At 45.5% G+C, this 12,371-nt stretch carries 13 protein-coding genes; 6 read left to right on the top strand and 7 right to left on the bottom strand.

Annotation, left to right across the window (positions count from 1 at the left end; genetic code table 11):
• Positions 1 to 344 precede the first annotated feature (344 nt).
• Genes ACMXYP_RS16935 through ACMXYP_RS16945 form a run of 3 tightly spaced genes read left to right on the top strand, consistent with a single transcriptional unit; the run spans position 345 to position 1,483 of the window.
• Positions 345 to 467: a hypothetical protein gene (locus ACMXYP_RS16935; RefSeq protein WP_415882807.1), complete on the top strand. Its 123-nt coding sequence runs from the start codon at positions 345 to 347 to the stop codon at positions 465 to 467.
• Positions 468 to 516: 49 nt separating this feature from the next.
• Entirely contained in the window at positions 517 to 915 is a 399-nt protein-coding gene (locus ACMXYP_RS16940; RefSeq protein WP_415882808.1) for a heavy metal-responsive transcriptional regulator, read from the top strand.
• Positions 916 to 937: 22 nt separating this feature from the next.
• Positions 938 to 1,483 (top strand): MEKHLA domain-containing protein, encoded by a 546-nt coding sequence (locus tag ACMXYP_RS16945; RefSeq protein ID WP_415882809.1) that lies wholly within the window; start codon positions 938 to 940, stop codon positions 1,481 to 1,483.
• Positions 1,484 to 1,863: 380 nt separating this feature from the next.
• Here the strand turns inward: ACMXYP_RS16945 and ACMXYP_RS16950 are convergent, their stop codons facing one another.
• Positions 1,864 to 2,652 (bottom strand): metallophosphoesterase, encoded by a 789-nt coding sequence (locus tag ACMXYP_RS16950; protein WP_415882810.1) that lies wholly within the window; start codon positions 2,650 to 2,652, stop codon positions 1,864 to 1,866.
• 121 nt (positions 2,653 to 2,773) lie between these two features.
• Between ACMXYP_RS16950 and ACMXYP_RS16955 the strand changes: the two genes are divergently transcribed.
• Positions 2,774 to 3,079, top strand: coding sequence for a hypothetical protein (locus tag ACMXYP_RS16955; RefSeq protein ID WP_415882811.1), 306 nt, complete (start codon positions 2,774 to 2,776; stop codon positions 3,077 to 3,079).
• Between the two features lie 72 nt (positions 3,080 to 3,151).
• On the opposite strand, the gene rpiA is transcribed toward ACMXYP_RS16955, so the two are convergent.
• The gene (gene rpiA / locus ACMXYP_RS16960; protein WP_415882812.1) at positions 3,152 to 3,823 is read right to left on the bottom strand and encodes a ribose-5-phosphate isomerase RpiA; all 672 of its coding nucleotides are present in this window, start codon (positions 3,821 to 3,823) and stop codon (positions 3,152 to 3,154) included.
• A gap of 171 nt (positions 3,824 to 3,994) precedes the next feature.
• Here rpiA and ilvA point away from each other — a divergent pair, with 171 nt between their 5' ends.
• On the top strand, positions 3,995 to 5,512 hold the full coding sequence (ilvA, locus tag ACMXYP_RS16965; RefSeq protein ID WP_415882813.1) for a threonine ammonia-lyase, biosynthetic: 1,518 nt from the start codon (positions 3,995 to 3,997) through the stop codon (positions 5,510 to 5,512).
• On the opposite strand, the gene ACMXYP_RS16970 is transcribed toward ilvA, so the two are convergent.
• The 5 genes from ACMXYP_RS16970 to ACMXYP_RS16990 all read right to left on the bottom strand — a co-directional run bounded on the left by ACMXYP_RS16970 (position 5,509) and on the right by ACMXYP_RS16990 (position 10,277).
• Entirely contained in the window at positions 5,509 to 6,429 is a 921-nt protein-coding gene (locus ACMXYP_RS16970) for an RluA family pseudouridine synthase (RefSeq protein ID WP_415882814.1), read from the bottom strand. The genes ilvA and ACMXYP_RS16970 overlap by 4 nt on opposite strands.
• 52 nt (positions 6,430 to 6,481) lie before the next feature.
• Positions 6,482 to 6,982 carry a hypothetical protein gene (locus ACMXYP_RS16975; protein ID WP_415882815.1) on the bottom strand — a complete coding sequence of 167 codons (501 nt, stop codon included), beginning with the start codon at positions 6,980 to 6,982 and terminating at the stop codon, positions 6,482 to 6,484.
• A gap of 188 nt (positions 6,983 to 7,170) precedes the next feature.
• The gene (locus ACMXYP_RS16980; RefSeq protein WP_415882816.1) at positions 7,171 to 8,568 is read right to left on the bottom strand and encodes a TRAP transporter large permease; all 1,398 of its coding nucleotides are present in this window, start codon (positions 8,566 to 8,568) and stop codon (positions 7,171 to 7,173) included.
• Positions 8,569 to 9,153, bottom strand: a complete 585-nt coding sequence (locus tag ACMXYP_RS16985) for a TRAP transporter small permease (RefSeq protein WP_415882817.1) — start codon at positions 9,151 to 9,153, stop codon at positions 8,569 to 8,571. It lies immediately after the preceding gene.
• 143 nt (positions 9,154 to 9,296) lie between these two features.
• Positions 9,297 to 10,277, bottom strand: a complete 981-nt coding sequence (locus tag ACMXYP_RS16990; RefSeq protein ID WP_415882818.1) for a TRAP transporter substrate-binding protein — start codon at positions 10,275 to 10,277, stop codon at positions 9,297 to 9,299.
• A 441-nt stretch (positions 10,278 to 10,718) separates the two neighbouring features.
• On the opposite strand from ACMXYP_RS16990, the gene ACMXYP_RS16995 reads away from it, so the two are divergent.
• Positions 10,719 to 12,329, top strand: coding sequence for a methyl-accepting chemotaxis protein (locus ACMXYP_RS16995; protein ID WP_415882819.1), 1,611 nt, complete (start codon positions 10,719 to 10,721; stop codon positions 12,327 to 12,329).
• The last annotated feature ends 42 nt before the right edge of the window (positions 12,330 to 12,371 follow it).

The raw sequence follows: 12,371 nt of genomic DNA on the forward strand, positions 1-12,371 counted from the left end.
AATCTTTACGCTAGAAACTCAAAAAACAGCATAAGATTCGTGAAAAATTGAAACCGACCGAAAAGTCCATACAATTTGTAATGATACCTTGACGCTATTACAGTCCCTAAGGACGATTTATTCTGGCTATTAAAAACGTCCCACTCTTGATAAAATCACCCACGTTTTTGAAGCCTTAGCGCTTCCGACAAGACAGTTCTATGCACATAAACTTTTGCGCGATTTAAATCGATTACACTAAACCTGGAACCAGAAGCTCTCAAGGGCTCATCAGCAGGTGAAGTCAAATGCTGTGACTTCAATGATCGATCGAAATCCGCATGCCTGACATTAGGGTGACTTCGATGGCAGATCATGACGAAAACTTCCGCGATTCTTCAGGTTTCTCCTGGATCATCATTAACTTGATCGCTATGGCGTGGATCACTATGCCTGCTAGCATCGCACTGAGCCGCGTTACTCTGTAATCGCCTCAGCCTGTTTGAGCTGTTTCGGTTGCTGTGTTAAACAGGAACTATGAAACAGCTCAAAATTGGACAAGTCGCAAAACAATCCGGCATTAGCGTAGAAACCGTTCGGTATTACGAACAGCGCGGCCTTATCCCAGAACCCGACCGTCTTCCTTCCGGTTATAGGGTCTACCCCGAAACAATCCTACAACGTCTGCACTTTATCCATCGCTGCAAAGACCTTGGCTTTTCACTGCAAGAGATTAGCGAGCTCCTGTCATTACAGACCGATCCAACCACCAGCTCTGCACTGGTAAAACAGCAGGTCGAACATAAGATCGCGTTAGTCAAAACCAAGATCAGCGAACTGCAAAAGATCGAGCACTCATTAGAGCAGCTCTCCAATAGTTGCTGCGGGGAAGGTACTGTCTCGGACTGTCCAATTATCGACTTTTTGAAGCACTAGAAATCGTCATCACAACGGAGACTTGCGAGTAAGGCAAAAAATCCCCAAGATTGGTGTTCAAGAAGATCTATACGACACAGATGACCCCAACACCATGAACAAACCTTGCTCCGAGAACAACTTCGCCGCAGAACAAGCAGAGCGACTATTAAGCAGCTTTGAACGCCTTACCGGAAAATCACTGATTCCATCAGACACCAGCAGTGATCAACGCGCGCAAGCACTATATAACGCAGCTCATCCAGTACTTTCCCACAATGCTAATCAAGATCCCTTGCTTAACTACTCCAACGCCAAAGGCATGGAGCAGTTCGAAATCCAATGGGAAGAGCTAATCAAACTACCATCACGCTATACCGCTGAACCACAAACCCAAGAAGAACGTAACCGCTTGCTTAAAGCCGTAACCGATAATGGCTTTATTGATGATTACCAAGGCGTCCGTATCTCAGCCAAAGGTAACCGCTTTATGGTTGAAGACGCGATTGTCTGGAACGTGATCGACGAGGACGGCGTTTACTGGGGACAAGGTGCAGTTTTGTATAAATGCCGGGCTTTGGCGGAGTAACTATCTTAGCAGCTAGTCGATAGTGGTTAGACGCTGCGCTTGCTAGAACGGCTTCGCCTAACAGAAACAGTTTATGTAGGGTGTAATAACGGAGCGTATTACACCGCTTTTCTAAACCACTCAGCATCCATTGCCTATGAACTGTTGTGACAAACTAAACGACTTATATACAGTAAACTCAATTCACGAAATTTCGGAGCTAGACGGAAAACTAGCTATGGCATCTTCCGATATCGAAAATCACTCTGCAACCTTTAGATGTGGGAACTGTGGAAAGCTCTGGGTAGTGGAGAATTTAGGCAAGCGTAACGGTAAGCCTCTGAAGATTTATAAACATCGATAAGGCCTCCTTCAGGTTACATATAATTTAACCCTTCGTTTTATAAATCTATGACCTTCTGGAATGTAAAATCAGAGCATTCAGGCGGATCAGATAAGCGCCGCCGATATCCCATCTGATTACTAACCATACGAAATCCGGCCTTAGACTGTTGATCTAGGTTGGCATGAGTGTGTCCAAAACAAGCCAACTCTATTTTACCTTTAAACAGAGGTTCAAGTGCAGACCAATAACTTCCAGCAACTTCATCTACAGCAAATTGCGGATGCTGACACTCTCTCGATATTCCATGATGAGTCAGTAGTACCGTTTTGCCGTGAAAAGGTTCCACCAATTTTCCAAGCAACCAAGCTTTATGTGCTTGATGAACTGCTAACGCATCCTTGGGGGTAAAAAAGCGTTTTTCTGCATTGCTCGACGATATATGTATTTTTCGATAATCCTTAATACGAGATTTCACTACCGCTAAGTTACTCGAAGTATCTCCGTAAGCGGAAAAATCACTCCATAAAGTGCAGCCTAAAAAGCGATAGTTGCCCACGATCAACTCATCACAATTGAGTAGAGTCACCAAAGTACCAGCAGCGACTGTTCGTAGCCTCTTATCAAGCTGATTTATGTCATGACCGTAATACTCGTGATTTCCTGGCACATAGAGCCCCTTTATACCTAAGCGTTCACATTGCTCAATTGCCCAACATATCCCCTGCTCTCCGGTACCTATATCGCCTAAAAACAGGATCATATCTGCAATCGTATTTGGAATATGTAGTTCTTCGCCGTTAGTAATAATTTCTAGATGTATATCTGAGAGGGGTAATAGCTTCATTAACTAGCCCGTATAAAAAGTAAACTCTTGCCCTGTGACCAATAACGCTCAGCTTAATTCCATGTATCTCAGGCTAATGGTAGTCTTTGCAGCTCAAGATAAATAAACAAGATGTAACACCATGAAAACCACCGATGCCGATACTCTAGGCTTTGATCTAGTTGGGCCTACACCACCAAATTCCAATGCAACACAATCGGAAAGCCCAGAACAGCGTATTGCGCATACAGCGATTGAAGTCGCTTTGTTATTTAAAGGGCAAGAGGTACATCTACGTGATATTGAATTAAATGAAGATGGCACCCTGAAAGGTGAGGTTTCTGGTTTTTCGAATGTCTGTGCGAGGGAGTTTGAAGGAGTCCGTTTTGGCCAAGCTCTATCATTTAGATATCAGCATATTCAGCATTCCACGCGAAAAGATTCTTAAACAAAAAAACCTGCCGTAGGCAGGTTTTTTCTAGCAAGCACAGCGCCTAACAACTAGACGCTAGCAACTGCATTAAAGCTTGATAGTTTCTACACCTTCAGGCGTGCCCATCAATACAACATCAGCACCACGGTTAGCGAACAAGCCGTTAGTTACAACACCCACGATGTTGTTTAGCTGAGTCTCTAGCTGTTTCGGGTTCATGATCTCCATATCGTGCACATCTAGGATCAGATTACCGTTATCAGTCGTGAAGCCTTCACGCCATTCTGGCATACCATCCAGTTTTACCAATTCACGCGCTACTTGAGAGCGAGCCATTGGGATCACTTCTACAGGTAGTGGGAATTCGCCAAGAATATCGACTTTCTTAGTGCTATCTACGATGCAAACAAACTCTTTAGCAACTGCCGCAACAATCTTTTCGCGCGTTAGGGCGCCGCCGCCACCTTTCACAAGGTTCAGACCAGAATCGAACTCGTCAGCACCATCGACATACACTTCCATCTCAGCAACGGAGTTCATATCAAAAACTTCGATACCGTGGCCTTTTAAGCGTTCAGCCGTAGCTTCGGAGCTCGCTACTGCACCTTCGAACAAGTGCTTAATTTCAGCTAGGGCATCGATGAAGAAGTTGGCAGTAGAACCTGTGCCCACACCCACAATACTGTCTTCATTTAGTTTAGGTTTGATGTACTCCACAGCAGCTTCAGCAACTGCTTTTTTCATCTCGTCCTGGGTCATGTTAGGCACCTATTTTATGCATGACGGAAAACAACCGGGGTTTTCACTAAAATATGTAAGAATTACGCTAAATTATACGCAGCTTTAGTGACCTATTGTAGACGTAACAGGGCGTTTCCCTTTACCATTTCCCGCTTACTTTTATTCAGACGAAACATTAGGCGAAATATCATGCCAGATAGATATATCAAAAAAATCCTCGAGGCCCGCGTTTACGACGTGGCGATCGAAACTCCACTGGATGAAGCAAAAGGTCTTTCTGAGCGTCTGAATAACCGAATTATGCTGAAGCGTGAAGATGAACAGCCAGTGTTCTCCTTCAAGCTGCGCGGCGCTTATAACAAACTATCGCAGCTCACCGAGGAAGAACGCGCTTGTGGCGTTGTTGCAGCCTCAGCGGGTAACCATGCCCAAGGCTTGGCAATGTCCGCGAAACACTTAGGTGTAAAAGCGACCATCGTCATGCCAAAAACTACGCCGGACGTAAAAGTGAATAACGTTCGTCGTCTAGGAGGCAAAGTAGTACTTCATGGCGACGCTTACGACGATGCTGCGGCTCACGCTCAAAAGCTGGTTGCTGAAAAAGGGATGACTTACGTTCACCCGTTTGATGATCCCGATGTAATCGCCGGTCAAGGCACAGTGGCAATGGAGATCCTACGTCAGGAATCCGGCCCAATCGAAGCGATCTTTGTCCCTGTCGGTGGCGGCGGTCTGGTTGCCGGTATTGCTGCATACGTAAAATACCTTCGCCCAGAAACTAAGGTTATCGGCGTAGAATCCGAAGATTCGGCCTGCCTAAAAGCTGCGTTGGATGCTGGTAAACGTGTCACTTTGGATCAAGTGGGCATTTTTGCCGACGGTGTTGCTGTAGCAATCATCGGCGAAAACACCTTTGAAGTAGCACAAAAGTACGTTGATGATGTAATCACTGTATCAACGGATGAGATCTGCGCTGCGATTAAAGATATCTACGACGACACTCGCTCTATCTGCGAACCTGCAGGTGCACTAGGTGTTGCCGGTATGAAGAAGTATGTAGCCCGTGAAGAGATCAGCGATAAGACGCTTATCGCAATCGATTCGGGCGCCAACGTAAACTTCGACCGTTTGCGTCATATCGCTGAACGTTCCGAACTCGGTGAACAGCGTGAAGCGATTATCGCCGCACGCATCCCTGAGCAACCGGGTAGCTTTAAGAAATTCTGCTCAGCCCTAGGTAACCGCAATATCACTGAGTTTAACTACCGCTATAGCGATGATAGCAATGCTATCGTCTTTGCTGGCATTCAGCTAAAAGCCGGTGGTGATGGCCGCGAAGAAGTAATCAGCGAGCTACGTGAAAAAGAGTACGAGGTTGAAGACCTCAGCGAAAACGAAATCGCTAAAATCCACGTCCGTTATATGGTCGGTGGTCATGCGCCTGCAACGCTGGAAAACGAGGTAATCTATCGTTTTGAATTCCCAGAGCGCCCAGGCGCACTGATGAACTTCCTAAAGAAATTGGGTGGAAAGTGGAACATCTCAATGTTCCACTACCGTAACCACGGTGCCGCATATGGTCGCGTATTGGTAGGTATGCAAGTGCCTGAAGCTGAACGTGATCAAGTAGGCACTTTCTTGGAAGAGATCGGCTACAACTACTGGGAAGAGACTGATAACGCAGCTTATAAACTATTCCTAGGTTAATCCCTGTTATCAACCCTGATGATCACTGGCTGGTCATCAGGGTTAATGTCCATCCTTACCGCAGTCAGCATCTGATATTCAGAATCTAACTCTGCAAAATCCGCTTTTTCGAGCTCTTTATCCAAGCGCTTCAAATAATACTGACCACCTTTCGAATAGATCTTATCGCCAATAATCGGGTGGCCCAGATGTGCTAAATGCGCCCTAATCTGGTGTTTCCTTCCAGTCATTAGCTCACACTCAATCAAGCTTTTACCCTCGTCCTTTCGCAAGACCCGAAACAAGGTTTGGCTCTGTTTAGGCTTGGGGTAAAAATCTGATTCGGCCTGGTCCACCACATACATCTGACTGCGAATCGGACTACCAACTTTTTCCGATAGCTCACATTCGTAGCTGAGTTCATCCCATTCAGGAATGCCCTCTACCCAAGCGTGGTAGACCTTCTTGCTGATCAACTGATCTAAACGCGGCTTCCACTTTTTATCCGCCACTTTGTTTTTGGCTAGCAGAATAATGCCTGCAGTCTCGGTATCAAGACGATGCAACAGGTGCGCATCCTCATAAGACGTCTGACGACGCACAAGGGAGATTAGCGTGTTATAGAGATTACGCGTGGTACGGCTGACAGGCAGCAGATGGGGCTTATATACAGCGAGAATCTCGTCGTTTTCCCAAAGCTTTCGCCAGTGGGTATCAACAGGCTCTTCATAATGATCCGATAGTGATACAGCTACCTTCTGCCCTACTGCTAAGACTTGGTTTTCAGAAGCAATCTGACCATCGACAGATATTAAATCCTCAGCGAATAGCTGAGACAATTGTGCTTTATGAAGGCTGGCTAAACGCGTGGATAAAAAGCAGGAAATAGTCGGGGCTGCTGAATAAACTGGGAAATACAGAACAAAGCCATCAGCCATGATTCCCTCCTAGCCACTAACAAGCGCAGCGTCTAGCAACAGGCTAGTCGCTTTAAGGCATCTCTGGCGAGTGCTCAAACCCTTCGCTAAAGAACGCTTTGATAGAGAAAAGCAGCAGTGAAGTTAGGCCCCAGATCAGCCCAGTAACTACGCCAAGATCAACAATGCCGCGCCAAGGCTGTTCTAGTTGATGCACTAGCAAGACCATAGAGATGATGCCCAGCGTTAGGCAGTAGGTAACGATCATACGTTTACGAACGATCGAGAAGAATCCCATGCAAAACAGGGGCGCAAAGATAAAACGGACCGGAGAGACATTCTGAGAAAGATACAGAATACGAGCAGCCACACGCGGTGACCACGCTTGTTGAAAGCCGCGATAACCTTCGGCAAAGCCCATAAATATCACGCTAAATGCTAATGCCGCCCAGTGGTACCAAGAGAGATCATAGTTAAAGGTTTGTAGACCTATATCGCTAAGACGATAGATCGCGCTGCCTATTAACAGGAAAATACCGCTGATACCCCATAGCGCTGCAATATAACCAATCACTCTATCTGTCTCTTTTGTAACCAATGCATTAGAAGCGGCGATTATACCCTCGCCAGCGATAGAGCCCAAATTTAAGACAAAAAAAACCACCGCGAGCGGTGGTTAAAGCACTAATCAACAGTTTAAACGGGGGAGAAACTCCCCCCTTGAGTGAGGTTGATTCGGTAAGAACCTGTTTTGCAAATGTATTAGTAGCCTTTCAAGTGATCGATATATTCCGGTAGGAATAGAGAGATCTGCGGCACATAAGTGATAAGCATTAAGAAACCTAACAATAGACATAGCCATGGTAGGCAGGCCTTGATAACCCAGACCATGTTCTGCCCGGTTATCCCGGCGGTTACAAAGAGGTTGAGTCCCACCGGTGGAGTGAGCATCCCGATCTCCATGTTTACAACCATGATGATACCTAGGTGAATTGGGTCGATACCTAGCTGTGTTGCGATTGGGAACAAGATCGGCGCCATGATCAATAGGATCGCTGATGGCTCCATGAAGTTACCTGCAATCAGTAGCAAGATGTTTACTACGATCAGGAAGCCCCACGCTGGTAGACCCCAAGCTAGAATCTGCTCTGCAATCGTGTGCGGAATACGCTCTGTCGTAAGAACGTGTGCAAACAGCATTGCGTTAGCAATGATGAATAGCAGCATCATGGACACTTTAGACGCATCGATCAGTACTTTACGTACTTCTGGATCGTTAACAGATTTTGGTAGCGCCCAAAGCATCTGTAGCGCATTACGAATAGCAGCAGTGATTAGGTTCTCGCCATCTTTCTTCCATGGCACACCTTTCATCGGGCCAATATCACGGTAACCCATTACCGCAATAAAGTAGCCATATACTGCAGCTACTGCAGCCGCTTCCGTTGGAGATGCTACACCACCGTAGATAGAACCTAGTACGATGAAGATCAGCATCAAACCACCCATCGCGATTAGGCCAGACTTAGCCAACGCTCGGAAACCTGGGAACGGCTGAGATGGTAGACCTTTAACACGCGCAACGATGTAGATAGCGATCATTAGGATCAGACCCATCATTAGGCCCGGGATGAAACCCGCCATAAACATACGTGAAGCGGAAACTTCTGTCGCAGCAGCGTATACCAACATTACGATAGACGGTGGGATCAAAATACCCAAAGTACCCGCATTCGCGATTACACCTGCAGCGAAAGATTGTGGGTAACCCGAGCGCACCATACCCGCGATACAGATAGTACCGATCGCCGCTACGGTTGCAGGCGATGAACCAGATACCGCAGCAAATAGCATACACGCCATTACCGATGCCATCGCCAGACCGCCTCGAATATGACCCACGGTATCAACCGCGAAGTTAATCAAACGTTTTGCTACCCCCCCGGTAGACAAGAACGCAGAGGACAGAATGAAGAACGGGATCGCTAACAGCGTGTAATGTTCTGAAGTCGCCTCAAACAGTTTCAATGCAATCGATGCAAGGGAGTCATTTGAGAACAACAAAATAGTGGTTACAGAAGATAGGCCCAATGCGATAGCAATCGGCATACCGATGATCATGCACCCAAACAGAGTGATAAACAGTACAGCAATAGTCATTTATTTATCCTCCTGCTTTTTTTGATTTTGGCTGTCATTAGGGTCGCCTAGTGCTGTGTCTTTCAGCTCGTTAGCGATCTCCATAGACTCTTCCGCTTCATCCGCGAAGTGGAAACCATCTGCTTGTTTAGTGATAACTTTCCAGCCCAGTTCTAAGAAACGAATAATCAATAGAACAAAACCGATCACCAAAATACTCATTGGGATCCATTTCGGTACTGGAAGATCTTCCAGCTCGATACCGATCATCTTCATCTTGCTGATGTAGATCCAAGAGCCATACAAGAACAGTCCGCAGTAAACCAAGCACAGGCCAACAGCAACCAAAGTGACTAACCGATGCGTGTGTTCAGGCATCAGTTTTACAAAAACATCCACGCCGATATGGGCACCTACTTTGACACCATAAGAAGCACCAAAGAGTACAAACCATGCAGCGAGTAAAAGGGTCACTTCCTGTGCCCAATGGATACCGGCGTTAAAACCAAAGCGCGCTACCACTTCAGCAAATACCAGTAATGTCATTGAAACTAGAAGCAGGGATAAAAAGCCCTCTTCCAATTTTGTTACTAGATTACGAACCATATACAGCTCCCCTAGCGACTCACGTCGTTAATAGTTTTTTTCATAAGGAGATATTCACAGGACAACCCACGGCGAGAGCCGTTAACCGTTCTCCTCTGAACATAACCGAGCGGGCAAAGCCCACCCGGTTAAGTGGCGTGATATTAGTTGCTTGCAGCTGCAGCTTTGATTAGATCTGCACCGATCTCATCTTCAAACTGCTTCCATACAGGCTTCATTGCTTCAACCCACTGATCACGTTCTGCGTCAGTTAGGCTAACAACTTGAGAACGCTTAGAATCGATGATCTTCTGCTTATCAGACGCAGCCTTTTCAGCAGCAATGCCGTTACCGTGTTTGATCGCTTCATCTAGCGCTTTCTTAACTTCAACTTTCAGATCTGCATCAAGACCCATCCAGAACTCAGCAGACGTTACTACTAGGTAGTCCAGTACACCGTGGTTAGATTCAGTGATGAAAGGCTGAACTTCGAAGAACTTCTTAGAGTAGATGTTTGACCAAGTGTTCTCTTGACCGTCGATCGCTTTAGTTTGTAGAAGTGTGAATACTTCAGAGAAAGGCTTTTTCAGTGGAACAGCGTCTACAGCTTCGAACTGAGCCTGTAGTACGTCAGATGTCATGATACGGAATTTCTTACCAGAAGCATCAGCTGGTACTTTTAGCTCTTGGCTTGCAGAAAGCTGCTTCATACCGTTGTGCAGGTAACCAAGACCCACTAAACCTTTGCTCTCTAGAGAACCTAATAGTTTTTGACCATCTGGGCTGTTCTGGAATTTTTCTACCGCAGCCATATCTTTAAACAGGAAAGGCAGATCGAAAATCTGAAGTTTTTTAGTGAACTTCTGGAATTTAGATAGAGAAGGTGCAGCCATCTGCACATCACCTAGCAACATCGCTTCCAAAACTTTGTTGTCGCCGAATAGCTGAGAGTTAGGGAAGACCTTAACTTCAACTTTGCCAGCTAAACGCTCATCTACTAGCTCTTTAAATTTAAGAGCCATCTGGCCTTTTGGTGTGTTTTCAGCAACCACGTGAGAAAACTTAATTTCTACTGGGGCTGCAACAGCAGCTTGTGCTCCTAGAGTTAGTGCAAGGGAAGTTACCGCAGCGGTCAGTAAACGCATTGTGCATCTCCTGTTTAATTGAATTTAATTATGTTTGTTTTGTTTGAAATTCAGCGCTTTCTGTTTTTAGCAGTCACAGAACTTTCTGAACTCATCACACAAGAGAGCAAAGATAGGGCCAACTGTGAAATATGATTTTCACAAACCTCTGTAGCACCTATAAACATTGAGATACAGGTTAAACGTATGTTTAAAGCAAGGATTTAAGCGGCTAGAAAAAATGGCGGAAACTCACCCATTTACAATTTTAAAATCAGTGAATTCCCATCCATCTGTGTTTTATTTATTGAACCAGCATCCAAAAATGGCGTTTCATTGATCTACATCGAAAGAACAAAGCACCTAAGGCTTGTGTGTAATATCAGCTTCGCCTTATGATGAGTTACTGACTATGCTAACCACTATTACAAAAATGACGGCAATTATGACGGGAGCTGAAGTGTGAAATTGGATGGCCTATCAATTCAAACAAAGGTAAACATTTCTCTAGCAGTTGTGTTCCTGATTATCTTGGTTAGCTCTCTAACCGCGATTTACCGTAGTGAAACTCAGTTAGTTTCTGAAGTTGTACAACGTACAACAACCGAGACGGCTGATTCCTACTTTGACAGTATCAATATACTGATGCTGAGCGGTGCCATGTCTAACCGTGAAACCCTACAGAAAAAGATTCTTGCCAATCCTGATGTCTTAGAAGCACGTATTATCCGCGCCGATAGTGTTTCCAAAGTTTACGGGCCCGGCACCGATGACTCCAAAATAATGGATGACCTCGATAAACGTGCAATGCAGGGTGAACAGATTATTGAAGAGATCGATGATGCTAAAGGCCACCGCCTGACCGTTATCACTCCAATGAAAGCCCTACCGGACTATAAAGGTACTAACTGCTTACTCTGCCACCAGACGGCTGAGGGTGATGTATTAGGTGCCGTTCGAGTCACCTACTCTTTTGAAAATCTAGATAACACTATTCGCGCTAACCTGATCAGTGTAGCTTTGACCGAGTTAGTACTATTTATTATCGGCTTAGTCCTAATTAGTCTGTTACTAGGTCACCTAGTAGTACGCCCAGTTAAACGTATGGGTAAGACGATCAACACCATTCATGAAAACTCAGATCTTAAATTGCGCATAGATGTAACTTCCAAAGATGAAATCGGCACGATGTCAACATCTCTGAACACTATGCTCGAAGACTTCCACTCCAGTCTAAGCAAAGTAAGTTCTACCGTTCATCAGCTAAGTTCGTCGAGCACATCTATCAATGACATTGCTGATATGGCAAATAGCGCGGTGAACAATCAGCAGATACAAACCAGTGCTGTCGCTTCTGCGATGGAACAGATGGAAGCTGCAACTAAAAGTGTTGAAGCAAGCGCCGAAAATACAGTATCAGCTTCTGACCTAGCCCTTGAGCAAAGTAATGAAGGTACGCAAATTACTCAACAAGCGATCAATGCCATTGACTCCCTGAAGAGTAATATTGACCGAGCTCTGAATGTTATCAACAAGCTAGATGAACAAAGTCAGAGTGTTGGAACCGTACTAGAAGTGATTCAGAAAATTGCTGAGCAAACTAACTTACTGGCGCTTAACGCTGCCATCGAGGCGGCCCGTGCCGGCGAACAAGGCCGGGGCTTTGCTGTGGTAGCGGACGAAGTACGCACCCTAGCAAGTAAAACGCGCAACTCGACGGAAGAGATCAACGCGATTATTGAAGAGCTTCAAAACGATGCGCGTGATGCGGTATCCGTAATGGATCAAGCACACTCGAGTGCAGAAGCAGGTGTAGCTAAAGTACAGGAAACATCTGATGCGCTAATCAAGATTGCCGAAGAAGTTCGTGCGATTAACGATATGAATCACATGGTTTCTTCATCGGTTAAAGAGCAAACAGAGATGGCTAGTAGCGTTGAGTCTAGCGTACATGAGATCGCTCAAACAGCTGAGCATACTTCATCTCGTGCAGGTCAACTGAACCAAGTTGCTCATGAGCTGAATACGCTAGCTGGACAGCTAGAAATGATGGTACAGAAATTCAAACTATAACCTTCTAAACAAAATAAAGAAGCCGCCAATATGGCGGCTTCT

Origin of the sequence: Neptuniibacter sp. QD34_54, assembly GCF_047778055.1 — a bacterium.
In the GTDB taxonomy this organism is placed as follows: Bacteria; Pseudomonadota; Gammaproteobacteria; order Pseudomonadales; family Balneatricaceae; genus Neptuniibacter.